The sequence below is a fragment of the Pseudomonas sp. MWU12-2029 genome (assembly GCF_023242425.1).
GTDB classification, from domain to species: domain Bacteria; phylum Pseudomonadota; class Gammaproteobacteria; order Pseudomonadales; family Pseudomonadaceae; genus Aquipseudomonas; species Aquipseudomonas kribbensis.
Genome location: NZ_JALJDY010000001.1, coordinates 404,966 through 427,860, shown reverse-complemented (window position 1 = coordinate 427,860; position 22,895 = coordinate 404,966). Strand labels below are relative to the sequence as shown.

Genomic DNA, 22,895 nt, shown 5'->3' with positions numbered 1-22,895 from the left:
CTTCCTTACTGCGTCATCAACGCAGGCGAATGAATGCAGTATAGAGGCCGATTTCGGGGCGCAAGCCGTGGTGGCACATTGGTTCTAATGATTTTGGCATGAGCGCCATAGCGATTGGCGCTAAGGCTCAGGCGACCTCGTTCCAGTGCGGTTGCAACGGTGGCAGGCCGAAGCGGGCACGGGCCTTGTCACAGTCAACGTTCTGTTCACCGTTTTCCCACGACGCCTCGAACTCGCGGCAGGGGCTGGAGCGCTTGTCATAGATCGTGCAACTCACGGCCTTTCCGACCTCGCCTTCCAGCGCGGTGCAGCGCGGCGCCTTGCGGTCGGTACCGATCATGGCGACCCGGCTGGGCGTGATCTGGGTGACCAGTTCATCAGGCACGGTCCCGCCGGAGGATGCGCATTCACCCCAGAAAAATGACACACGAAAATGGGAACAGCAGGCACCGCAATTCAGACACGGACTGACATCGGACATGGGAGGGGCATCAAAGGGATTGATCGGCTGGATCCGGACGGATCCGGCGGCCATTCTAGGCTTTGCCACGGCGTTGGGAAGGGGGGCGCGAAAGTATTTTTTCATTGCCGGATTTTTCCGCAAAACCCCCGGTTTTCGGGGGATTCGAGCCTTTTCAAGGGCTTACGTTTCGTTACAGTGCGATGGCTCCCTATCAGGCTGGCGAATGATCACAGACAGCTTCGAAGGCCGTGACTAGATTGCAGGTTCCGGGCTCGGATGCGTCGGCAGTGAAGCCCTATAACAATAAAAGAGACGGACCCATGCAGAACTCGACCCAAGCGGCGAATGCCTGGCGCATTCTGTTCCTGTTGTTCCTCGCCAACCTGTTCAATTTCTTCGATCGCACCATCCCGGCGATCATCATCGAGCCGATCCGCATGGAATGGCACCTCAGCGACTTTCAGCTGGGGATTGTCGGCACCGCGTTCACTATCGTCTATGCCATTGCCGGCCTGCCATTGGGGCGCATGGCCGACACCGGCTCGCGCAGCAAACTGATGGGCTGGGGCCTGGCGACCTGGAGCGCGCTGACAGCGGTCAACGGCCTGGTCGGCAGTTTCTGGAGTTTCCTGCTGGTGCGCATGGGCATCGGCATCGGTGAGGCCAGTTACGCGCCGGCCGCCAACTCTCTGATCGGCGATCTGTTCCCGGCCCACCGTCGGGCGCGGGCCATGGGGATTTTCATGCTGGGCTTGCCGTTGGGGCTGCTGCTGGCGTTTTTCACCATCGGCGCGATGGTCAAGGCGTTCGACAGCTGGCGTGCGCCGTTCTTCATCGCTGCCGTGCCGGGGTTGCTGCTGGCGGTGTTCATGTTCTTCATCAAGGAACCCAAGCGTGGCGCGGCGGAAACCGTGCAAGTGTCGCAGGAGAAAGTCGACAAGCCGATCCGCCGGGTGCTGGCGGTGCCGACGTTCCTGTGGCTGGTGCTGGCGGGGTTGTGCTTCAACTTTGCGACCTACGCCTGCAACTCGTTTCTGGTGCCGATGCTGCAGCGCTATTTCCTGATGCCGTTGCAGGAGGCGGCGGTGGCCACGGGTTTGATCGTCGGGGTGACCGGCTTGATCGGCCTGACCCTGGGCGGCTGGATCGCCGACAAGATTCACCAGCGGGTGGCCAGCGGCCGACTGTTGTTTGCGGCGTTCAGTCTGATCATCTCGACGGTGTGCACAGCTTGGGCACTGCATGCCGGGCGGATCGAGATCGGTGTGTTCGTCGCGGTGTTCAGTGTCGGTTGGCTGTTTGCCTATAACTTCTACACCTGCGTCTACACGGCGATTCAGGACGTGGTCGAACCGCGCCTGCGGGCCACGGCGATGGCGCTTTTTTTTGCCGGGCTGTATCTGCTCGGTGGCGGTCTGGGGCCGGTGGTGGTCGGTGGTTTGTCCGATCACTTCGCCAAGTCGGCCATGATTTCGGCGGGGGCCGAGCAGATGACCGAGGCGTTCAAGGCTGTCGGCCTGCATGACGCGATGTACCTGATCCCGGTGGCGCTGTTCTTTACGATGGTGTTTCTGTTTCTGGCGTCGCGGTGTTTTGTGCGGGATGCCAAGCGGATGAAGGAGGGGTTGTCGGCAGTGGTGGAGACGGATGGCGCAGCGGTGACTGCGTAACCTCAGACAAACAAAAAGGCCCGCATCGCTGCGGGCCTTTTCGTTTTTGGCGATGGAGCAGGGCGGTTTAGCCTGCGACCAGCACCCGGATCGCTTCCAGTCGCAGCGCAGCCTTGTCGAGCATGGCCAGACCTTGTTCGCGCTGTTTGCGCAGGGCCACCAGTTCGCTGTCGCGTACGGTCGGGTTGACCGCCTGCAACGCGGTCAGGCGTGCCAGTTCTTCGTCGGTATCGGCTGCCAGACGACGGCGGGCCTCGGCCACGCGCTCGGCGTGACGCGGGGTGACCTTGTCTTCACCGGCGTTGATCCGTGGCGTCAGCTGATCGCGCTGGGCCTGGATGAACTTGTTGGCGCTGGCGCGAGGTACGCTTTCCAGCTGATCGTTCAGGGTTTCAAACGCCACACGGGCCGACAGGTCGTTGCCGTTGGCATCGAGCAGGCAGCGCAGGGCGGCCGGCGGCAGGTAACGGCCCAGTTGCAGCGAGCGCGGCGCAACCACTTCGCTGACGTACAGCAGTTCCAGCAGTACGGTGCCTGGCTTCAACGCCTTGTTCTTGATCAGCGCGACGGCGGTGTTGCCCATCGAACCGGACAGCACCAGGTCCATGCCGCCCTGCACCATCGGGTGTTCCCAGGTGATGAACTGCATGTCTTCGCGCGACAGCGCCTGGTTGCGGTCGTAGGTGATGGTCACACCTTCGTCGTCGCCCAGCGGGAAACTGGCGTCGAGCATCTTCTCGCTCGGCTTGAGGATCAGGGCGTTTTCCGAATGGTCTTCGCTGTCGATGCCGAACGCGTCGAACAGGGTTTCCATGTAGATCGGCAGGGCGAACTGATCGTCCTGTTCCAGAATCGCCTCGACCAGTGCTTCACCTTCGCCGGCGCCGCCGGAGTTCAGCTCCAGCAGGCGGTCGCGACCGGTGTGCAGCTCGGCTTCCAGACGCTCGCGCTCGGTGCGCGCTTCGTCGATCAGCGTCTGCCACTCGCCGTCGTCAGCCTCTTCCAGCAGCGGCAGCAGGCGCGGGCCGAACTGATGCTGCAAGGCGTTGCCGGTCGGGCAGGTATTGAGGAATGCGTTCAGCGCTTCGTGATACCACTGGAACAGGCGCTCTTGCGGGCTGGTTTCCAGGTACGGCACGTGCAGTTCGATGATGTGTTTCTGGCCGATCCGGTCCAGACGACCGATCCGCTGCTCCAGCAGGTCCGGGTGCGACGGCAGATCGAACAGCACCAGGTGGTGAGCGAACTGGAAGTTGCGACCTTCACTGCCGATTTCCGAGCAGATCAGCACCTGTGCGCCGAACTCTTCGTCGGCGAAGTAGGCGGCGGCGCGGTCACGCTCGAGGATGTTCATGCCTTCATGGAACACCGTGGCCGGGATGCCGGAACGTACGCGCAGGGCGTCTTCCAGGTCCATCGCGGTTTCGGCGTGGGCGCAGATCACCAGCACTTTGGTGCGCTTGAGCATTTTCAGCTGATCGATCAGCCATTCGACGCGCGGGTCGAATTTCCACCAGCGTTCTTCTTCGCTGGCGTCCGGCTGGGCCTGGAAGCTGACTTCCGGATACAGCTCGGCGTGATCGTCCAGTGGCAGTTCGAGGTATTCGTCCGGGCACGGCAGCGGGTACGGATGCAGTTTGCGCTCCGGGAAACCCTGCACGGCGGCGCGGGTGTTGCGGAACAGCACGCGGCCGGTGCCGTGGCGATCGAGCAGTTCGCGAACGAGGCGGGCGCTGGCTTCGGTGTCGCCATCGTTGACGGCGGTCAGCAGGGCTTCGCCTTCGTTGCCGAGGAAGCCGTGAATGGTCTTGTGCGCTTCGGCCGAGAGACGGCCCTTGTCCAGCAGCTCCTGAACGGCTTCGGCCACCGGGCGATAGTTCTCGCTTTCGGCGCGGAAGGCGGCCAGGTCGTGGAAACGGTTCGGGTCGAGCAGGCGCAGACGGGCGAAGTGGCTGTCCTGACCCAGTTGTTCCGGAGTCGCGGTGAGCAGCAGCACGCCCGGGATCGTCTCGGCAAGCTGCTCGACCAAGGAGTATTCCGGGCTGACCTTGTCTTCGTGCCACACCAGGTGGTGCGCTTCGTCGACCACCATCAGGTCCCAGCCGGCGGCGAACAGCGCGTCCTGGGCCTTTTCGTCTTCGACCAGCCACTCCAGGGCCACCAGGGCCAGCTGGGTGTCTTCGAACGGGTTGCTGGCATCGCTTTCGATGAAGCGTTCTTCGTCGAACAGCGCAACCTGCAGGTTGAAGCGCCGGCGCATTTCCACCAGCCATTGGTGCTGGAGGTTTTCCGGCACCAGGATCAGCACGCGATTGGCGCGGCCGGAGAGCAACTGGCGATGGATCACCAGGCCGGCTTCGATGGTCTTGCCCAGGCCCACTTCGTCCGCCAGCAATACCCGTGGCGCGATGCGGTCGGCGACTTCACGGGCAATGTGCAACTGGTGCGCGATCGGCTGCGCACGCACGCCGCCCAGGCCCCACAGGGAGGACTGCAACTGGCGGCTGGTGTGTTCCAGGGTGTGGTAGCGCAGGGAGAACCACGACAGCGGGTCGATCTGCCCGGCGAACAGACGGTCACTGGCCAGACGGAACTGGATGAAGTTCGACAGCTGGGTTTCCGGCAGGGTGACGGCTTCGTTCTCGGCGTTCAGACCGTGGTAGACGAGCAGGCCATCGGCATCCTCGACTTCGCGCACGGTCATCTTCCAGCCTTCGAAGTGAGTGATGGAGTCGCCCGGCGAGAATCGCACGCGGGTCAAAGGCGCATTCCTTAGCGCGTACTGGCGGGTTTCGCCAGTGGCCGGGTAAAGCACGGTCAACAAGCGGCCGTCCTGTGCCAGAACGGTGCCTAAACCAAGCTCTGCTTCGCTGTCACTGATCCAGCGTTGCCCCGGTTGATACTGCTGCGCCATGCTGCCTGACTCCCACCTTGAAAAAGCGGGCTATCTTAACGGAATGAGGCCCTGAGGCCAAAGGATTAGGCGTCGCGTACGGCTATTAAATGCCGACGGCCAACTGAGGGAAGATTAGGTCATGCGTCGGTTTCAGGAGCGCTGGCGGCACGATTGAGTGCCAACCCGGTCACAAGTTTTCGACCGATGGCTCAAGGCCCCGATGCCGCAGCCGATAGCCTGCTGACAGGAGACCCTTCATATGCTGCCACCGATGCTCCCCCTGAGCGCCGTGCCGATCACATCCCAGCAGGACCCGATCCGCCAGCGGCCGGACATTCCCCCGGTGGTGCCGGTGCAGGAAAGCTCCAACGAAAGCACGATCGACCTGCAAAAGCGCGATCCGGAAGAGGATGGTTATCTGCTGCGCGAAGAGCAACGCCGCCAGCAGGAGCGTGAGCGTCGCAAGCGCGAAGCCGACGAAGATCCGGAAGAACACCTCGCCGTGCCGGGCACAGAACTCAATGCCGACAACACCGTGCCGGTGGTGCCGCTGATGGAAGATCAGCCGCGTCAGGGCCTGTGGGTCGACATCGAGATCTGAGGCCGCCTGACCACCGCGTCTTGCATACACGATTTGTTGTACGTCGATGACTGGTCAGCGCCGGCCCGAGGCCGCATTATTGGCGCAGTCCTGTCGGTGGTCCGGCAGTTGTGATTCAGTCCAAGCGATGCATCGAACGCCATGAGCCAAGACGACAAACTGATCGACCTCAGCACCGAACGCGCCAAGCGGGTTCACGACCTCAACGAAAAACGCCTGAATGAAGTGCGCAAGGCCTTCGAACAGGCCATGCCGTTGGGAAAACCGAAGAAAAAGTCGAAAAACAAACCGAAAAAGCGTTGATCTCCCCCCTGTATCCGTTGATGCAGGTCAGTTATTTCCCTTCCTTTGCTCCGCACCTTGACCGGTATTGATCCCGGTCAATTCCTGCGCCTGCCTGATTGGTTAACTTAGCTCCATCGCAGCAAAGCAGGGGCCAGGAGGCCAGTCATGTTTTTCGATAACGTGGTGTTTGCCGGGGTTCTGACGGTGGGGCTCATGGTTCTGTTTTTTGCAGGGTTTGGATTTTTTATCTGGAAGGATGCGAATAAGCGCAAGAAGCCTTAGTTCTTCCGGGTTTGATGAGCACGCAAGGCATTTTGGGCAACTTCGGTTGCCCTTTTTTTTTGTGTTTTGGCGGCCTTTGGGCCGACCATGCTTTGGGTGTTCTTTGTGAATATCCGTTTTTTCGGGTGTTGCGACTGGCGGTTCCGCTCTTACAGCGGGTCACTTTTTCAAACGCCAAAAAGTAACCAAAAGGCTTGGCCCCGGCGTTCGGCACCTCGCTGAGGCTCGGCGTTCCTTCGTTCCGGGATTCATCCGGGGGCATCGCCTCCGGTTTGCTTCGCTGCACCTCCTCTCGATGTGTTCGACTTCGTCGAACGGCGCTGCGCGCCCACCCCCGGATAAATCCCTCCACTCAGCCTGCCGAAGGGGCCGACACGTCAAAAGCTTTACTCGAGCTAACGCTCATCGTGTTGAGTGGTGGGAAGCCAAAGCAGGTGCGGGATGTGGGCTTTTGAGGTCCGGAGTTCACCTCGGTATCTCACGTCGGCGTATTTCTCCAAAACACCTCGGTCAGTCCCCTCTTCCTACGGGCGGTCCGACGTTTCGGGAGGGCTAGGGTGAGGGCGCTCTTGATCTTCCGCACCTCTTTACCGCGGCCAACAAAAAAGGCGTGATTCTCTCGAATCACGCCTTTTTCATTACCACGATCTATCAGCTACCCAGCGCCTTCGACGCCAGCCAGAACAAGCCGGCCGACAGGGCCACGGTGGCCGGCAGGGTCAGGACCCAGGCCAGCAGGATGGTTTTCACCGTGCCGCCTTGCAGGCCGCTTTTGTTGGCGACCATGGTGCCGGCCACGCCCGAGGACAGGACGTGGGTGGTGGACACCGGCAGGCTGAAGATGTTGGCCAGGCCGATCATGCTCGCTGCGGTGATCTGTGCCGACATGCCCTGGGCATAGGTCATGCCTTGCTTGCCGATTTTCTCGCCGATGGTCAGGACCACGCGTTTCCAGCCGATCATGGTGCCGAGGCCCAGGGCCAGGGCGACCGCCAGAATCACCCAGAACGGGGCGTATTCGGTGGTGGTGGTCAGGTCTTTGCGCAGCTTGTCCAGGTCGGCCTTTTCACGAGCCTCAAGGCCCGGGAGTTTGGCGACTTTCTTCGCGGTGTCGTCCAGGCAGAGCAGGTAGCGGCGCACTTCGATGCGGCTTTCCGCCGGCAGCGAGTGGTAGTCCGATACACCTTTGAGGGTGTGGAGCAGGGCGGAAATGGTCGGTTCGGTCTGCTGCGGGTTGCAGCGGAATTTCTCCGGCAGGTCGCCTTCTACGCTTTTGCCCAGGGCCAGGAATTCGCCAAGGGTGGCGGCGTTGCGCTGGTAGAACTGGCTCAGGTGCAGGGTTGCGTCGCGAGTACGTTCGATCTGGTAGGTGGTGCTGTTCAGGTCGAGCACGAACTGCGCTGGCACGATACCGATCAGGACCAGCATGATCAGGCCGATGCCTTTCTGACCATCGTTGGAGCCGTGCACGAAGCTCATGGCCATGGCGGACATCACCAGAACCAGGCGATTCCAGAACGGTGGATGCTTCTTGTCGTCGATCTTGCGGCGTTGTTCCGGGGTCTTGTGCATTTTCGACAGCGGGCGCCACCACTTGAGGCCGATCAGCACCAGGGCGGCCACCAGGAAGCCAGCCATCGGCGAGAACACCAGCGAAGCGCCGATATCGATCGCTTTCTGCCAGTTCACGCCATCACCCAGCGGAATGTCGTTGATCAGGGCGTTGGCCAGGCCGACACCGAGGATCGAACCGATCAGGGTGTGGGAACTGGAGGCCGGGATACCGAAGTACCAGGTGCCCAGGTTCCAGGCGATGGCGGCGGCGAGCAGCGAGAACACCATTGCCAGACCATGGCCGGTGTTCACGTTGATCAACAGTTCTACCGGCAGCAGGTGGACGATGGCATACGCCACGCCGACGCCGCCCAGCAATACGCCGAGGAAGTTGAACACGCCCGAGAAGAACACCGCCAGGTGAGGCGGCATCGCTTTGGTGTAGATAACAGTGGCTACCGCGTTAGCGGTGTCATGAAATCCATTGATGAACTCGAAGGCGAGGACAAATGTCAGGGCGAGCAGGAGGCTCACAAGCACCCAGGCATCCAGTCCGCTGAATAAATCGATCATGAAGGTTTTCTGACCCGGTCATAAGGGGGCGCGATTATGCCAGAAAAGACTGGAAATCGATCCCCTACCTGCTCATCGGTAACCTTCTTCGCCAAATTAATTTGTATCAAGGTGCATTACCCAAGCTTTTTACAGGGTTTTGCAAGGCATTGATTCGATTGATAAAAATGCGAATAGCCGGCGGATCGACCGGGGGGCGGGAGGGGGCAGAAGCGTGTATGAAATATCTGAGAAACGTGTCTGACATGCTCCAGACCTGTGCAATACAGGGGAGTTGGCCGCTGCCCGCGGGTAGCGGGCGCGCAAGGCATCGTCAGTCCACCGTGCTTGTAACCCGGTGAGTACGTTTACCCTCGAAAGTCTCAAAGGAAGGCATCAAGGCTCTTCGGCTTTGAGTTCCTCTTCCATTTTTTTCAGTTCTTGCTGGAAGACCTGATCCTGAACGGTGGGGCGTTTACGCCATGCTTTGCGTTCCGGTTCCGGCTGAGCGGCGTAGGTGGTGACTTCCCCGCCGTAAACTTCCTTGTAACGTTGTTCCTGGCGCTCAAGTTCCGCGCGCAGTTCGTCTTTCGTCACAGTGCTACCTGTATGAGTTGAGATAAATGTCTGGTGAAACGCACTGCAACGAATCGATTGAACCGGTTCGCCAACAAGACGCGGCCTTAACAGGCAGCGGTGTTATCGGCAGGGCGGTCAAGACTTCCATGTTACAGGCGGCTACGGCACCAGATTAAAACTGACGCAGCATCAGTTTCCTGTTTCAGCGAGCGCGCTGGCGGTGCATGGGTGATGATCATCAGGCGCTGGCCGGGGCTGAAGGCAATGGACATTACCTCAGCGAATGACGTCGACGGCCAATAAAAGTGCGACGCCATTGAGGTGCATTATAGCGGCCGATTCGGGATTGACTATCTTTGCCAAGTTAAAAACGGTACCGGATGTGTGATTGTTTTGTGACTCGCAACTTTTTCCGGTAGTTGCGTCGTTGTTGCCGGGTGTTGCGTTTCTGGCGTCATTTAGTCGATCAACTAAGGGGCCGGGCGCATGAGTGATATCGCGTTGGAAACTTTACAGAGTCGCTTCATTCGGGTCGGTAGGAGCGTTTGCGATTATCGGTCGACGGTTCGATAATCGCCCGGTGTTGGCGATCTGGCGCTTGTGCATCTGTCTGCGAGCCGCTTGTATAGCCGTTGATCCGAACAAGAAAAAAGGACCTGACATGAACGATCAAATGCGCAATTCCTTCACCTCGGTAGCGCCGCCGATCGTCGCCTCGCCGGCCAAACGCATCCAGGCCCTGACCGGCGATCCGGACTTCATGACTTCCCTGGCCCGAGGCCTGGCCGTGGTCCAGGCGTTTCAGGAGCGCAAGCGCCACCTGACCATCGCCCAGATCAGCCACCGTACGGAAATCCCCCGCGCCGCCGTGCGACGTTGCCTGCATACGCTGATCAAACTCGGTTACGCCACCACCGATGGGCGTACTTACTCTCTGTTGCCCAAAGTGCTGACCCTCGGTCACGCCTATCTGTCTTCGACGCCGCTGGCGGTCTCCGCCCAGCCGTACCTCGACCGCATGAGCGAACAACTGCACGAAGCCTGCAACATGGCTACCCTGGAAGGCGACGACATTCTTTACATCGCTCGCTCGGCCACCACCCAGCGCCTGATTTCGGTGGACCTGTCGGTGGGCGGGCGCCTGCCGGCGTATTGCACGTCCATGGGGCGGATCCTGCTGGCGGCACTGGACGACACGTCGCTGCGCGAATACCTCGACCACGCTGAACTGGTGGCCAAGACCAGCCGCACGCTTCACACCCCCGACACCTTGCTCGAGTGTTTGCAGGAAGTGCGGCAGCAGGGCTGGTGCATCGTCGATCAGGAACTGGAACAAGGCCTGCGTTCGATTGCGGTGCCGGTGTATGACGCTTCCGGCCAGGTGGTGGCCGCGCTCAACGTCAGCACCCATGCCGGTCGCGTCAGCCGTACCGAACTGGAACAACGCTTTCTGCCGGGTCTGCTGAGCGCCAGCCGCGACCTCAGCGCGCAGTTGTTCGCCTGATGAAGCTGTTCGATAAACGCACAGAGTTGCGTTTATCGAATTGACGCTAAAACCCCCGGATCATTAATGTCGCGGCAGCGTCATCCGGCGCTGTTGTGAATAAGCTCGCCGGATCGTCGACTCCCATAATAATGACAAGAGGCAACTTCCCATGCGCACGTTCCCCGACTGTCGCCGCTCCCGTTCCTGTTGCCGGTTTTAGCGCAACGCCCGATTCCCTCCTTATATGCTTGTGTCCGTGCCAGTCTTTGGCCGGTCGCCGTTCGACTGCGTTTTTTGCGTGGAATAAAAATAATGAACCAGCCTCAGTCCGCTGTAGGTCACTGCCTCGACGTGCAGTCCTTCATCAACGCTCAACCCATCTCGCGCTATCAGTGGCGGGTGGTGATTCTGTGTTTCCTGATTGTCTTTCTCGATGGCCTCGACACGGCGGCCATGGGTTTTATCGCGCCGGCCCTGTCCCAGGACTGGGGCATTGATCGCGCCAGTCTCGGCCCGGTGATGAGCGCCGCGCTGATCGGCATGGTCTTCGGCGCCCTCGGCTCCGGGCCGTTGGCTGACCGCTTCGGGCGAAAAGTCGTACTGGTCGGCGCGGTATTTCTGTTCGGCGCTTTCAGCCTGGCGTCGGCCTACGCCACCAACGTCGAGCAATTGCTGGTGCTGCGTTTCCTCACCGGTCTGGGGTTGGGCGCCGGCATGCCGAACGCCACCACGCTGCTGTCGGAATACACCCCTGAGCGCAAGAAGTCGCTGCTGGTGACCAGCATGTTCTGTGGCTTCAACCTCGGCATGGCCGGTGGCGGATTTATCTCGGCCAAGCTGATTCCGGCGTTCGGCTGGCACAGCCTGTTGCTGATTGGCGGGATTCTGCCGCTGATCCTCGCCGTGGTGTTGCTGCTCTGGCTGCCGGAATCGGCGCGTTATCTGGTGGTGCGTAACCGTGGCACCGACAAAGTGCGCAAGACCCTCGCGCCGATCGACCCGGCCACCGTCGCCCAGGCAGCAAGTTTCAGCGTGCCGGAGCAGAAAACCGTCAAGGCACGCAACGTGTTCGCAGTGATTTTCTCCGGCACCTACAGCGTCGGCACGTTGCTGCTGTGGCTGACCTACTTCATGGGCCTGGTGATCGTGTACCTGCTGACCAGCTGGCTGCCGACCCTGATGCGTGACAGCGGCGCGAGCATGGAGCAGGCGGCCTTCATCGGCGCGTTGTTCCAGTTCGGCGGGGTATTGAGCGCGGTCGGCGTAGGCTGGGCGATGGACCGGTTCAATCCGCACAAGGTCATCGGCATTTTCTACCTGCTGGCCGGGGTGTTTGCCTACGCGGTCGGGCAGAGCCTGGGCAACATCACGCTGCTGGCGACGCTGGTGCTGGTGGCGGGCATGTGCGTCAACGGTGCGCAATCGGCGATGCCGTCACTGGCGGCGCGGTTTTATCCGACCCAGGGCCGGGCGACCGGTGTGTCGTGGATGCTCGGGATCGGCCGCTTCGGCGCCATCCTCGGCGCATGGATGGGCGCGACCCTGCTGGGCTTGGGGTGGAATTTCGAACAGGTGCTGACAGCGCTGGTGATCCCGGCCGGGCTGGCCACGGCTGCGGTGGTGATCAAAGGCTTGGTCAGTCACGCGGACGCGACCTGATACCGGGGTTGATCGCCCCGCACTCGGGGCGATCATTAGGTTGGTAACAATCTGTTCGATAAACGAACACTCAGTCGATTATCGGATTGTTTGGCGAAAATCAGCGGCTTAATCTTCAGTGACTCCGGCGCACAACCTCGCGCCTTTTTATCACTGGCGATCCACTACAAAAACGGGAGCCCGCTCCATGGCTGAGATCCTTTCGCTGCACGACGCGGTGAAGCAATTCGTCAATGACGGCGACACCGTCGCGCTCGAAGGCTTCACTCACCTGATCCCTACGGCGGCGGGTCATGAAATCATTCGTCAGGGCAAGAAAGATCTGACCCTGGTGCGGATGACGCCTGACCTGATCTACGACCAACTGATCGGCGCCGGCTGTGCACGCAAGCTGATCTTCTCCTGGGGCGGCAACCCTGGCGTGGGTTCGCTGCACCGTCTGCGCGATGCGGTCGAGAAGCAATGGCCGCATGCGCTGGAAATCGAAGAACACAGCCACGCCGACCTGGCCAATGCCTACGTCGCCGGCGCCTCCGGCCTGCCGTTCGCGGTGCTGCGGGCCTACGCCGGTTCCGACCTGCCGAAGGTCAACCCGCTGATCAAATCCGTGACGTGCCCGTTCACCGGTGAAGTGCTGGCGGCGGTGCCGTCGGTGCGCCCGGACGTGACCGTGATCCACGCCCAGAAAGCCGACCGTCAGGGCAACGTGTTGCTGTGGGGCATTCTCGGTGTGCAGAAAGAAGCCGCGCTGGCCGCCAAGCGTTGCATCGTCACCGTCGAAGAAATCGTCGACAACCTCAACGCCCCGATGAACGCCTGCGTGCTGCCGACCTGGGCCCTGAGCGCGGTCTGCCATGTACCCGGTGGCGCGCATCCGTCCTACGCCCATGGTTACACTGAGCGTGACAACCGCTTCTATCAGGCGTGGGACCCGATCGCCCGCGACCGTGAGACGTTTACCGCGTGGATCAACGAATACATCCATGGCTGCGCTGACTTCAGCGAGTTTCAGGCCAAATTGGCCGCTGCTTCGGAGGCCAAGTAATGACTTACACCACCAATGAAATGATGACCGTCGCTGCGGCTCGTCGCCTGAAAAACGGCTCGGTGTGCTTCGTCGGCATCGGCCTGCCGTCGAAAGCCGCCAACCTGGCGCGGCTGACCTCTTCGCCGGACGTCGTGCTGATCTACGAGTCGGGCCCGATCGGCGCCAAACCCAGCGTATTGCCACTGTCCATCGGTGACGGCGAACTGGCGGAAACCGCCGACACCGTCGTCCCGACCGGTGAGATTTTTCGCTACTGGCTGCAGGGCGGGCGTATCGACGTCGGTTTCCTCGGCGCAGCCCAGGTCGACCGTTTCGGCAACATCAACACCACCGTGGTCGGCGACTATCACCAGCCGAAAGTCCGTCTGCCGGGTGCCGGTGGCGCGCCGGAGATCGCCGGCTCCGCCAAAAGCGTGCTGATCATCCTTAAACAGTCGGCGCGTTCGTTTGTCGACAAGCTCGATTTCATCACCTCGGTCGGCCATGGCGAGGGCGGCGATTCGCGCAAACGTCTGGGCCTGCCGGGCGCAGGTCCCGTCGGCATCATCACTGACCTGTGCATCATGGAACCGGAAGAGGACACCAATGAGTTCGTGGTCACCGCACTGCACCCGGGCGTGACCCGCGAGCAAGTGATCGCCGCCACCGGCTGGGCCATCCGTTTTGCCGACAGTGTAGCCACCACCGCCGAACCGACCGAGGTCGAGCTGAGCGCTTTGCGCGATCTCGAAGCCCGTACCGCAGCGGCCCACGGCCAGGCACCGGGAGAAGCATGATGCGCGACGTTTATATCTGCGATGCGATTCGTACCCCCATCGGCCGATTCGGTGGTGGTCTGGCGGCGGTTCGCGCCGACGACCTGGCCGCCGTGCCGATCAAGGCCCTGATGGAGCGCAACCCCTCGGTGGACTGGAGCGCGATCGACGAAGTGTTCCTCGGCTGCGCCAACCAGGCCGGCGAAGACAACCGCAACGTGGCGCGCATGGCGCTGTTGCTGGCCGGTCTGCCGGAGAGCGTTCCTGGCGTCACCCTCAATCGCCTTTGCGCGTCGGGCATGGATGCCATCGGCACGGCGTTCCGCGCCATTGCCAGCGGCGAAATGGAGCTGGCGATTGCCGGCGGCGTCGAGTCGATGTCCCGCGCGCCGTTCGTGATGGGCAAGGCCGATGCGGCGTTTTCGCGCAACATGAAACTGGAAGACACCACCATCGGCTGGCGTTTCATCAACCCGTTGATGAAGGCGCAGTACGGCGTCGACGCAATGCCACAGACCGCCGACAACGTCGCCGACGATTACGAAATTTCCCGCGAGGATCAGGACGCTTTCGCCCTGCGCAGTCAGCAACGGACGGCCGCCGCCCAGGCTGCCGGCTACTTCGCCGAAGAAATCGTCGAAGTGCGGATCGCCCACAAGAAAGGCGAAACCGTGGTCAGCCAGGACGAACATCCTCGGGCCGACACCACCCTTGAAGCCCTGACCAGACTGAAACCGGTCAATGGCCCGGACAAGACTGTCACCGCCGGCAACGCGTCGGGTGTGAATGACGGTGCGGCGGCGCTGATTCTGGCCTCGGCCGACGCGGTGAAAAAACACGGTCTGACCGCCCGCGCCAAAGTGCTGGGTATGGCCAGCGCCGGGGTGGCGCCACGGGTGATGGGCATCGGCCCGGTGCCGGCGGTGCGCAAACTCACCGAGCGCCTCGGCGTGGCGGTCAGCGATTTCGATGTGATCGAACTCAACGAAGCGTTTGCCAGCCAGGGTCTGGCGGTGCTGCGCGAACTGGGGCTGGCGGATGACGCGGCCCAGGTCAACCCGAACGGCGGCGCGATTGCCCTCGGCCATCCGTTGGGCATGAGCGGCGCACGTCTGGTGCTGACTGCCCTGCATCAACTGGAAAAGACCGGTGGCAAGAAAGGTCTGGCGACCATGTGCGTCGGTGTCGGCCAGGGTCTGGCATTGGCCATCGAACGCGTCTGACGCAAGCCGTGACGAACAAGAACAGAGGAAAGCGAAATGACTGACAAGCCTGGTTACCGCCGCCCACAGGAAGGCACCCAGCCGCCGTACCTGCACCCGAATTATCAATCCACCAATCTGCGCTCACCGTCCAAGCCGTTGGTGTTTCTGCCTCACTCGCTGTCGGAAATCACCGGCCCGACCATCGGCGCCGAACGAGTGGCCGACACCGATAACGATCTGACCGCCCAGCATCAGGGTGAGCCGCTCGGCGAGCGGATCATCATTCACGGGCGTGTGCTCGATGAAGACGGTCTGCCGGTGCCGGGAATTCTGGTGGAGATTTGGCAGGCCAACGCCGCCGGCCGCTACAACCACGCCCGCGACCTGCACGACGCGCCGCTGGACCCGAATTTCACCGGCACCGGCCGCACCGTGACCGACACCGACGGCTGGTATCAGTTCCAGACCATCAAGCCCGGCGCCTATCCATGGGGCAACCACCACAACGCCTGGCGCCCGGCCCACGTGCATTTTTCGCTGTTCGGGCCGAGCATCCTGACGCGTCTGGTCACGCAGATGTATTTCCCGGGCGACCCGCTGCTGCCCTACGACCCGATCTACAACTGCGTGCCGGACACCTCGGCCAAGGAACGCCTGATCGCCGCTTTCGATCTGGAAAAAACCATTCCGTCCTACGCCCTCGCTTATCGCTGGGACATCGTGCTGCGCGGCCGCGAAGCCACGCCGATGGAGAAATGAGATGACCCTGACTGCGACCACGTCCCACACCGTCGGGCCGTATTACCACATCGGCCTGACCTGGCTGAACCGCGAAAACCTCGCCAATGAACTGACCCTCGGCCAGCGCGTGGCGATCAGCGGGCAAGTGGTGGACGGCAACGGCGATGTCGTCAACGACGCCATGCTTGAAGTCTGGCAGGCCAACGCCGCCGGCAAATACGATCACCCGGAAGACGAGCAGGCCAAACCGCTGGACCCGAATTTCGAAGGTTTCGGCCGGGTGCCGGTGGATGCCGAAGGGCGCTTCCGTTTCACCACGATCAAACCGGGCACGGTCGAAGGCCTGAAGGGCTCGACGCAGGCGCCGCACCTGGTGGTGCTGGTGTTTGCGCGCGGTCTGGTGAAGCACTTGCTGACGCGGATTTATTTCGAGGGCGATCCGGCGAACGTCAATGATCCGCTGCTCGAATGCGTACCGGCCGAGCGCCGTAGCACGTTGCTGGCGAAGCCGGATGCAGAGGGTGTCTATCAGTGGAATGTGATCCTGCAGGGCACTGACGCGGAAACCGTGTTCTTCGATTACTAGAACACCACTTAACCCTGTGGGAGCGAGCTTGCTCGCGATGGCGGTAGATCAGTGACCTATGTGCTGAATGATACACCGCATCGCGGGCAAGCCCGCTCCCACAGGGATTTGCAGCGCTTGAGTATCTGTGGAACGGGACTGTTGCGAAGTGTGTCTAGACTCTCACTGTCCCTATCGAGTGAAAAACAATGACAACCACCACCACCCATTACACCGGCGAAGAGCGCAGCAAGCGCATCTTCGCGATTGTCGGCGCCTCGTCCGGCAACCTCGTCGAATGGTTCGACTTCTATGTCTACGCCTTCTGCGCGATCTATTTCGCCCCGGCGTTCTTCCCCTCCGACAACCCCACGGTGCAGCTGGTCAACACCGCTGGCGTGTTCGCGGCCGGGTTCCTGATGCGACCGATCGGCGGCTGGATCTTCGGCCGGGTGGCGGACAAGCACGGGCGCAAGAATTCGATGCTGATCTCGATCCTGATGATGTGCTTCGGCTCGTTGCTCATCGCCTGTCTGCCGACCTACAACAGCATCGGCGTCTGGGCGCCGGTGCTGTTGCTGTTCGCGCGTCTGCTGCAAGGCTTGTCGGTGGGCGGCGAATACGGCGCCACGGCGACGTACATGAGCGAAGTCGCGCTCAAGGGCCAGCGCGGATTCTTTGCCTCGTTCCAGTACGTGACGCTGATCGGCGGGCAACTGCTGGCGGTGCTGGTGGTGGTGATCCTGCAACAGTTTCTTTCTGAAGACGAACTGCGGGCCTACGGCTGGCGGATTCCATTCGTGGTCGGGGCGGTGGCGGCGCTGATTTCGTTGTTCCTGCGTCGCACCCTGAAAGAAACCACCAACAAGGAAACCCGTGAGCACAAGGACGCCGGCAGCATCGCTGCGCTGTTCCGCGATCATAAAGCCGCGTTTATCACCGTGCTGGGTTACACCGCCGGTGGCTCGCTGATTTTCTACACCTTCACCACGTACATGCAGAAGTACCTGGTGAACACCGCCGGCATGCACGCCAAGACCGCCAGTTTCATCATGACCGGCGCGCTCTTCTTATATATGTGCATGCAGCCGCTGTTCGGCATGCTCGCCGACAAGATCGGCCGGCGTAATTCGATGCTCTGGTTCGGCGCTCTCGGTACGCTGTTCACCGTGCCGATCCTGCTGAGCCTGAAAAGCGTCAGCAGCCCGTTCCTGGCTTTTGTGCTGATCACCGTGGCGCTGGCGATCGTCAGTTTCTACACCTCGATCAGCGGCCTGGTGAAAGCCGAAATGTTCCCGCCGGAAGTGCGCGCCCTTGGCGTCGGCCTGGCCTATGCGGTGGCCAACGCGATCTTCGGCGGTTCGGCGGAATATGTGGCTCTGAGCCTCAAGGCCGGAGGCATGGAAAACGCCTTCTACTGGTACGTCACGGTGATGATGGCGGTGGCGTTCCTGTTCAGCCTGCGCCTGCCGAAACAGGCCGCGTATTTGCACCACGATCTCTAAACCGAAGTGCGCGGGCCGCGATGGCCCGCGCCGGCAAGGACTGTTTATGACTCAGCGACCGGGCAATCAATTGTTCGATGCCTACTTCACTGCCCGCGAAATGCGCGAGGTGTTCTGCGATCAGGGCCGGGTGCAGGCGATGCTCGACTTCGAAGCGGCGCTGGCCCGGGCCGAAGCACGGGTCGGGGTGATTCCGGCCAGTGCTGTGGCAGCCATCGAAAACGCCTGCCGCGCCGAGTCGTTTGATTTCGCAGCGTTGGGCGAAGCCATCGCCACGGCGGGCAACTCGGCGATCCCGCTGGTCAAGGCGTTGGGCAAACGGATCGCGGCATCCGATGCTGAAGCCGAACGTTATGTGCATCTGGGCGCCACCAGCCAGGACGTGATGGATTCCGGGCTGGTGCTGCAATTGCGTCAGGCGCTGGAATTGATTGAAGGGGAGCTGGCGCAACTGGCCGGCTCCCTCGCCACTCAGGCTCAGCGCCACGCCGCGACGCCGCTGGCCGGGCGCACCTGGCTGCAACACGCAACGCCGGTGACCCTCGGCATGAAGATCGCCGGCTGGCTCGGCGCCGTGACCCGCAGCCGTCAGCGTCTGCGCGAACTCAAACCACGGCTGCTGGTGCTGCAATTCGGCGGTGCGTCCGGCACCCTCGCGGCGCTGGGTGAACAGGCGTTGCCGATTGCCCGTGCGCTGGCCGAAGAACTGAATCTGACCCTGCCGGAACAACCCTGGCACACCCAGCGCGATCGCATTGTCGAGTTCGGCGCGGTGCTCGGTCTGATCGCCGGCAGCCTCGGCAAACTCGGCCGCGACATCAGCCTGTTGATGCAGACCGAAGCGGCGGAAGTGTTCGAGCCTTCGGCGCCGGGCAAGGGCGGTTCCTCGACCATGCCGCACAAGCGCAATCCGGTGGGCGCGGCCGTGCTGATTGGTGCGGCGACCCGTGTGCCGGGTCTGGTCTCGACGCTGTTCAGCGCCATGCCTCAGGAACACGAACGCAGCCTCGGTCTGTGGCACGCCGAGTGGGAAACCTTGCCGGAAATCTGCTGCCTGGTGTCGGGCGCGCTGCAACAGGCGCGATTGCTGGCTGATGGTCTGGAAGTCGATGCCGCGCGCATGGGCCGCAACCTGGAACTGACCCAAGGTCTGGTGCTGGCCGAAGCGGTGAGCATCGTGCTCGCGCAACGGGTCGGACGCGACACCGCGCATCATCTGCTCGAACAATGCTGCAAACGGGCAGTGGCCGAACAACGCCATCTGCGTGCGGTGCTCGGCGACGAGCCGCAAGTGACCGCCGAGCTCAGCGCAACCGAACTGGATCACCTGCTCGATCCCGCCCGTTACCTCGGTCAGGCGCAGGTCTGGGTCGAGCGGGCGCTGGCCGAACACAACGCATTGTCTGATTGAAAGGAGAGGGCTGTGGCTTTCGTTCAACTCGCCGATGGCGAACTGCATTACTCATTGGAAGGCCCGGTCGATGCGCCGGTGCTGGTGCTGTCCAATTCGCTGGGCACCGACCTGCATATGTGGGACGTCCAGATGCCGGCGTTCACCGAGCACTTTCGGGTGCTGCGTTTCGATACTCGCGGTCACGGCCAGTCGCTGGTGACATCGGGCCCCTACAGCATCGAGCAACTGGGCCGCGACGTGCTGGCGCTGCTGGATGCGCTGCACATCGAACGTGCGCATTTCTGCGGTCTGTCCATGGGCGGCCTGATCGGGCAGTGGCTGGGGATCAATGCCGGCCAGCGTCTGAACAAACTGATCGTCTGCAACACGGCGGCGAAAATCGGCGATCCGTCGATATGGAATCCGCGCATCGAAACCGTGCTGCGCGACGGCCCGGCGGCGATGGTCGCGTTGCGCGATGCGTCGATTGCCCGCTGGTTTACGCCCGATTTTTCGGCGGCCAATCCGGCAGCGGCCAAGCAGATCACCGACATGCTCGCGGCCACTAATCCTGAAGGTTACGCCGCCAACTGCGCGGCGGTGCGCGATGCGGATTTCCGCGATCAACTGGCGTCGATCACGGCTCCGTTGCTGGTGATCGCCGGTACCGAAGATGCGGTGACGCCACCGTCCGGCGGGCACTTCATTCAGGAGCATGTGCGCGGCGCCGAGTACGCCGAGTTCCATGCGGCGCACCTTTCCAACGTTCAGGCCGGCAACGCGTTCAGCGACCGCGTGCTGACATTCCTGCTGGCCGCTTGAGGGGACTTTTGTGGACGAGAAACAACGTTATGACGACGGCATGCAAGTGCGCCGTGCGGTACTCGGCGATGCCCACGTCGATCGCAGCCTGACCACGCTGACCGAGTTCAACTCGGAGTTCCAGGAGATGATCACCCGGCACGCCTGGGGCGACATCTGGACCCGTCCGGGCCTGCCGCGCCACACGCGCAGCCTGATCACCATCGCCATGCTGATCGGCATGAACCGCGAGGGTGAACTCAAGTTGCACCTGCGCGCAGCGGCCAACAATGGCGTGAGCCGTGGCGAGATCAAGGAAGTGATCATGCAGAGCGCGATCTACTGCGGGATTCCGGCGGCGAATGCGACCTTCCATCTGGCCGAATCGGTGTGGGACGAACTGGGTACCGAATCACGCGAGTAATCGTTGAATTCGAGGGATCGCAGCCTGTGGAAGGCTGCGATCCTGTGAGTTTCACACCTTGGCCACAATGAAAATCCGCTTGAACGGAAACAACGTATGCCCGTCGTCCTCCTGCGGATAATGCGCATGCACCCGCATAAGGTAGTGATAGATGAAGCGCGCCTGTTCCTCCGGCGTCAGCCCCTGCATCACCGGCCGCAGCGCCGACACCTTCACCCAGTCATAAACCGGTGAGTTGCCATCGACCACCTGCAATTGCTCGGTTTCCCAGATATCCAGCGACCGGGTCAGCGGCGCGAGCAAACGATAGTAATCCTCCAGTGACAACAACGGCCGCGCCGCCATGCGCTGGCGCAGTTGCGGGCTGCCCAGCGGTTGGCCACCGGGGCCGGCATCCTCGAGGGTATCGAGCATCAGGCGATACCACAGCGCATCGCGCCAGTCCGGCATATGCGCGGCCAGGCAGCCGCCGGGGTTGAGGTGGCGGAGCAATCCCGGCAACAGCGTTTGATGGTCATCGATGAAATGCAGCACGGCAGCGGCGAACAGCAGGTCAGCTGGTTTGCGGGGTTTCCAGTGTTGCAGCTCGGCGTGTTGCCAGCGCGCCTTGATCGGCAGACAGCGGGCGACCTGCAGCATGTCTTGCGAACTGTCGATGCCCTTGAGATCTGCCCGGGGCCAGCGATCGGCCAGAACCTTCGTGGCGATCCCGGTGCCGCAACCGAGGTCATAAATGCGTTGAGGATTGTGCAGATCGACGCGGCCGAGCAATTCATCGACCGGTTGTTGTCTGAGACGGGAAAACTGCTGATACGCCCTGGCATCCCAATCGGGAGCCGGTTTGACTCGAGTGATCATGAGGTGGTCCTCCGATGATCGGCAGTGTCTTCCGGTGACAGCCTGGCTCAAGTCCCGGGGGACCAACATCAACAGATAACGGAAGCGGGAAGGGTGGAGCGCCTGAGTCCTTCAGGTGCATCCACTCTACTCAACGATTCGTGACGATCCATGAATCCTGACGGATGGCACAGCGACCTATAGCAGATTGATCGGGTAGCTGACGATCACCCGGTTTTCGTCGAACTCGTTATTGCTGTAGTCACGGCGCATGGTCGAGTTGCGCCATCTGACGTTCAGGTTCTTCAGCGTGCCGCTCTGCACGGTGTAGCCCAGTTCCGATTCGCGGCCCCATTCCTTGCCGTCGGTGATGGTGCCGGTGTGCACGTTGTCGCCGCTGAGGTAGCGGTTCATCAGGGTCAGGCCGGGGACGCCGAGGGCAGCGAAATTGTAGTCGTGGCGGATTTGCCAGGAGCGTTCCTGAGCGTTGTCATAGCTTGAGTTGTAGCTGTCGTTGGCCAGGGTCCCGCCGCTGGTGCCATTGACCCGCATCCAGTTGCTGTCGCCGGTGAGTTTTTGCAGGCCGACGTAAAAGGTGTTGCCGCCGTAGCGCGCGGAGAACAGCCCCGACCAGGTCTTGTTGTCGAGCTTGCCGGCCCGGGCGCTGCCGTCGTCCTTGCCGTAGAAGAAACCGAGGTTGGCGCCCAGGGTCCAGTCGCCGAGCGGCTGGCTGTGGATCAGGTTGACGTATTGCTGGCTGTAGATGTCCTTGAGTTCGGCGTTCCACAGGCCGATCTGCGTGCGCTTGCCGTTGAACGCGTATTCACCGCCCTGGAAGTTGAAGCGATCCGAGGTGAACGCCGGTTTGCCGAACATCGACATGTCGCTCATGCTGCTGTCGTCGCGCGGGCTGTTGGCGCGGAACTGGCCGCCGTAGAGGGTCAGGCCGTCGATTTCCTTCGAGGTGATCTGCCCGCCGCGAAAGGTCTGCGGCAGCGAGCGACCGTCGTCCGAGCGCAGGATCGGCAGCACCGGCATCCACTCGCCGACCTTGATTTCGGTCTGCGACAGTTTGGCCTTGAAGGCCACGTTGGTGCGGCCGAAATTGTCCGCCGGGCGACCGTCATGATCCAACGGTAACAGTTGCGTGCCCCCCGTGCCTTTGCCGCCATCGAGCTTCACCGAGTACAACCCCAATACGTCCATGCCGAAACCGACGGTGCCCTGGGTGAAACCGGATCTGGCGTCGAGGATGAAACTCTGCGTCCATTCCTGCGCCATGCCCTGGGTTTTGGTCGGGTTGGTGAAGTTGCGGTTGATGTAGAAGTTGCGCAGGTTGAGGTCGGCCTTGGCACCGTCGATAAAGCCCGTCTCTTCGGCGGCCGCGGGCAGGGCGGTGCCGACCAGAGCCAGGGCAAACAGGCCGGGGAGTGCGTAGGGCGCAGTGGGATGGGTCATCGCAGGGTCTCTTTTTTATTTTTTTGAAGACGAACGGGATCCGTTGCAGCCGTTTCAGGGGCTGACACGAGGTTGCAACATCGGGAGATTTCGGCTGGTGTCAGCCGGACGGGGCAGGGCGCGGATACATGGTGTC

The 22,895-nt window shown here is 61.8% G+C and carries 21 protein-coding genes; 15 read left to right on the top strand and 6 right to left on the bottom strand.

From position 1 onward, the window contains the following. Positions 1 to 127: 127 nt before the first annotated feature. A complete protein-coding gene (locus M5B44_RS02055; RefSeq protein WP_114881721.1) occupies positions 128 to 481 on the bottom strand; it encodes a YkgJ family cysteine cluster protein in 354 nt (117 codons plus the stop codon). A gap of 302 nt (positions 482 to 783) precedes the next feature. Here M5B44_RS02055 and M5B44_RS02050 point away from each other — a divergent pair, with 302 nt between their 5' ends. Then, a complete protein-coding gene (locus M5B44_RS02050) occupies positions 784 to 2,133 on the top strand; it encodes a spinster family MFS transporter (protein WP_248738090.1) in 1,350 nt (449 codons plus the stop codon). A 67-nt stretch (positions 2,134 to 2,200) separates the two neighbouring features. Here M5B44_RS02050 and rapA read toward each other — a convergent pair whose 3' ends face one another. Beyond that, positions 2,201 to 5,047 carry an RNA polymerase-associated protein RapA gene (rapA, locus tag M5B44_RS02045; RefSeq protein ID WP_248738089.1) on the bottom strand — a complete coding sequence of 949 codons (2,847 nt, stop codon included), beginning with the start codon at positions 5,045 to 5,047 and terminating at the stop codon, positions 2,201 to 2,203. Positions 5,048 to 5,288: 241 nt separating this feature from the next. Between rapA and M5B44_RS02040 the strand changes: the two genes are divergently transcribed. From M5B44_RS02040 to ccoM, 3 genes are all read left to right on the top strand, one after another. Continuing rightward, positions 5,289 to 5,630, top strand: coding sequence for an aspartate-semialdehyde dehydrogenase (locus M5B44_RS02040; protein WP_085712966.1), 342 nt, complete (start codon positions 5,289 to 5,291; stop codon positions 5,628 to 5,630). Positions 5,631 to 5,771: 141 nt separating this feature from the next. Beyond that, positions 5,772 to 5,933: a hypothetical protein gene (locus M5B44_RS02035; RefSeq protein WP_167443762.1), complete on the top strand. Its 162-nt coding sequence runs from the start codon at positions 5,772 to 5,774 to the stop codon at positions 5,931 to 5,933. Between the two features lie 147 nt (positions 5,934 to 6,080). After that, positions 6,081 to 6,197, top strand: coding sequence for a cytochrome c oxidase subunit CcoM (gene ccoM / locus M5B44_RS28895; RefSeq protein WP_007959205.1), 117 nt, complete (start codon positions 6,081 to 6,083; stop codon positions 6,195 to 6,197). Between the two features lie 651 nt (positions 6,198 to 6,848). Here ccoM and M5B44_RS02030 read toward each other — a convergent pair. Together M5B44_RS02030 and M5B44_RS02025 are read right to left on the bottom strand one after the other, a co-directional pair. After that, positions 6,849 to 8,324 carry an inorganic phosphate transporter gene (locus tag M5B44_RS02030; protein ID WP_085712967.1) on the bottom strand — a complete coding sequence of 492 codons (1,476 nt, stop codon included), beginning with the start codon at positions 8,322 to 8,324 and terminating at the stop codon, positions 6,849 to 6,851. Positions 8,325 to 8,699: 375 nt separating this feature from the next. Beyond that, entirely contained in the window at positions 8,700 to 8,900 is a 201-nt protein-coding gene (locus tag M5B44_RS02025; protein ID WP_007957826.1) for a hypothetical protein, read from the bottom strand. Positions 8,901 to 9,543: 643 nt separating this feature from the next. Between M5B44_RS02025 and pcaR the strand changes: the two genes are divergently transcribed. The 11 genes from pcaR (at position 9,544) to pcaC (ending at position 20,464) form a co-directional block, all read left to right on the top strand. After that, the gene (gene pcaR, locus M5B44_RS02020) at positions 9,544 to 10,386 is read left to right on the top strand and encodes a pca regulon transcriptional regulator PcaR (protein WP_096819491.1); all 843 of its coding nucleotides are present in this window, start codon (positions 9,544 to 9,546) and stop codon (positions 10,384 to 10,386) included. A gap of 294 nt (positions 10,387 to 10,680) precedes the next feature. Further along, positions 10,681 to 12,027 (top strand): MFS transporter, encoded by a 1,347-nt coding sequence (locus M5B44_RS02015; RefSeq protein WP_085712968.1) that lies wholly within the window; start codon positions 10,681 to 10,683, stop codon positions 12,025 to 12,027. A 187-nt stretch (positions 12,028 to 12,214) separates the two neighbouring features. Then, a complete protein-coding gene (locus M5B44_RS02010; RefSeq protein ID WP_003222404.1) occupies positions 12,215 to 13,072 on the top strand; it encodes a CoA transferase subunit A in 858 nt (285 codons plus the stop codon). Beyond that, positions 13,072 to 13,851, top strand: a complete 780-nt coding sequence (locus M5B44_RS02005) for a CoA-transferase subunit beta (protein WP_248738088.1) — start codon at positions 13,072 to 13,074, stop codon at positions 13,849 to 13,851. Before M5B44_RS02010 ends, M5B44_RS02005 begins: the two co-directional genes overlap by 1 nt. Further along, complete coding sequence (pcaF, locus tag M5B44_RS02000) at positions 13,848 to 15,053, top strand: 3-oxoadipyl-CoA thiolase (RefSeq protein WP_248738087.1); 1,206 nt, start codon at positions 13,848 to 13,850, stop codon at positions 15,051 to 15,053. The genes M5B44_RS02005 and pcaF overlap by 4 nt, the downstream gene beginning before the upstream one ends. A gap of 36 nt (positions 15,054 to 15,089) precedes the next feature. Further along, positions 15,090 to 15,794 carry a protocatechuate 3,4-dioxygenase subunit beta gene (pcaH, locus tag M5B44_RS01995; RefSeq protein WP_248738086.1) on the top strand — a complete coding sequence of 235 codons (705 nt, stop codon included), beginning with the start codon at positions 15,090 to 15,092 and terminating at the stop codon, positions 15,792 to 15,794. Between the two features lies 1 nt (position 15,795). Continuing rightward, complete coding sequence (gene pcaG / locus M5B44_RS01990) at positions 15,796 to 16,362, top strand: protocatechuate 3,4-dioxygenase subunit alpha (protein WP_248738085.1); 567 nt, start codon at positions 15,796 to 15,798, stop codon at positions 16,360 to 16,362. Positions 16,363 to 16,550: 188 nt separating this feature from the next. Continuing rightward, positions 16,551 to 17,846: an MFS family transporter gene (locus M5B44_RS01985; protein WP_085712972.1), complete on the top strand. Its 1,296-nt coding sequence runs from the start codon at positions 16,551 to 16,553 to the stop codon at positions 17,844 to 17,846. A gap of 46 nt (positions 17,847 to 17,892) precedes the next feature. Beyond that, the gene (locus tag M5B44_RS01980; protein WP_248738084.1) at positions 17,893 to 19,257 is read left to right on the top strand and encodes a 3-carboxy-cis,cis-muconate cycloisomerase; all 1,365 of its coding nucleotides are present in this window, start codon (positions 17,893 to 17,895) and stop codon (positions 19,255 to 19,257) included. A 12-nt stretch (positions 19,258 to 19,269) separates the two neighbouring features. Next, positions 19,270 to 20,061 carry a 3-oxoadipate enol-lactonase gene (gene pcaD / locus M5B44_RS01975; protein ID WP_248738083.1) on the top strand — a complete coding sequence of 264 codons (792 nt, stop codon included), beginning with the start codon at positions 19,270 to 19,272 and terminating at the stop codon, positions 20,059 to 20,061. Between the two features lie 10 nt (positions 20,062 to 20,071). Then, on the top strand, positions 20,072 to 20,464 hold the full coding sequence (pcaC, locus tag M5B44_RS01970) for a 4-carboxymuconolactone decarboxylase (RefSeq protein ID WP_011332825.1): 393 nt from the start codon (positions 20,072 to 20,074) through the stop codon (positions 20,462 to 20,464). A gap of 51 nt (positions 20,465 to 20,515) precedes the next feature. Here pcaC and M5B44_RS01965 read toward each other — a convergent pair whose 3' ends face one another. Both M5B44_RS01965 and M5B44_RS01960 read right to left on the bottom strand, forming a co-directional pair. Next, entirely contained in the window at positions 20,516 to 21,322 is an 807-nt protein-coding gene (locus M5B44_RS01965; RefSeq protein WP_248738082.1) for a methyltransferase domain-containing protein, read from the bottom strand. 177 nt (positions 21,323 to 21,499) lie between these two features. After that, positions 21,500 to 22,759, bottom strand: a complete 1,260-nt coding sequence (locus tag M5B44_RS01960) for an OprD family porin (protein WP_248738081.1) — start codon at positions 22,757 to 22,759, stop codon at positions 21,500 to 21,502. Positions 22,760 to 22,895 lie beyond the last annotated feature (136 nt).

Coding starts and splice junctions, on each gene's coding strand:
- M5B44_RS02005 (WP_248738088.1), top strand. CDS start 13,072: ATGACTTACACCACCAATGAAATGATGACCGTCGCTGCGGCTCGTCGC.
- M5B44_RS02055 (WP_114881721.1), bottom strand. CDS start 481: ATGTCCGATGTCAGTCCGTGTCTGAATTGCGGTGCCTGCTGTTCCCAT.
- pcaR (WP_096819491.1), top strand. CDS start 9,544: ATGAACGATCAAATGCGCAATTCCTTCACCTCGGTAGCGCCGCCGATC.
- rapA (WP_248738089.1), bottom strand. CDS start 5,047: ATGGCGCAGCAGTATCAACCGGGGCAACGCTGGATCAGTGACAGCGAA.
- M5B44_RS02040 (WP_085712966.1), top strand. CDS start 5,289: ATGCTGCCACCGATGCTCCCCCTGAGCGCCGTGCCGATCACATCCCAG.
- M5B44_RS02030 (WP_085712967.1), bottom strand. CDS start 8,324: ATGATCGATTTATTCAGCGGACTGGATGCCTGGGTGCTTGTGAGCCTC.
- M5B44_RS02050 (WP_248738090.1), top strand. CDS start 784: ATGCAGAACTCGACCCAAGCGGCGAATGCCTGGCGCATTCTGTTCCTG.
- pcaH (WP_248738086.1), top strand. CDS start 15,090: ATGACTGACAAGCCTGGTTACCGCCGCCCACAGGAAGGCACCCAGCCG.
- M5B44_RS01985 (WP_085712972.1), top strand. CDS start 16,551: ATGACAACCACCACCACCCATTACACCGGCGAAGAGCGCAGCAAGCGC.
- M5B44_RS01980 (WP_248738084.1), top strand. CDS start 17,893: ATGACTCAGCGACCGGGCAATCAATTGTTCGATGCCTACTTCACTGCC.
- M5B44_RS01965 (WP_248738082.1), bottom strand. CDS start 21,322: ATGATCACTCGAGTCAAACCGGCTCCCGATTGGGATGCCAGGGCGTAT.
- M5B44_RS01960 (WP_248738081.1), bottom strand. CDS start 22,759: ATGACCCATCCCACTGCGCCCTACGCACTCCCCGGCCTGTTTGCCCTG.
- pcaG (WP_248738085.1), top strand. CDS start 15,796: ATGACCCTGACTGCGACCACGTCCCACACCGTCGGGCCGTATTACCAC.
- M5B44_RS02010 (WP_003222404.1), top strand. CDS start 12,215: ATGGCTGAGATCCTTTCGCTGCACGACGCGGTGAAGCAATTCGTCAAT.
- ccoM (WP_007959205.1), top strand. CDS start 6,081: ATGTTTTTCGATAACGTGGTGTTTGCCGGGGTTCTGACGGTGGGGCTC.
- M5B44_RS02035 (WP_167443762.1), top strand. CDS start 5,772: ATGAGCCAAGACGACAAACTGATCGACCTCAGCACCGAACGCGCCAAG.
- M5B44_RS02015 (WP_085712968.1), top strand. CDS start 10,681: ATGAACCAGCCTCAGTCCGCTGTAGGTCACTGCCTCGACGTGCAGTCC.
- pcaF (WP_248738087.1), top strand. CDS start 13,848: ATGATGCGCGACGTTTATATCTGCGATGCGATTCGTACCCCCATCGGC.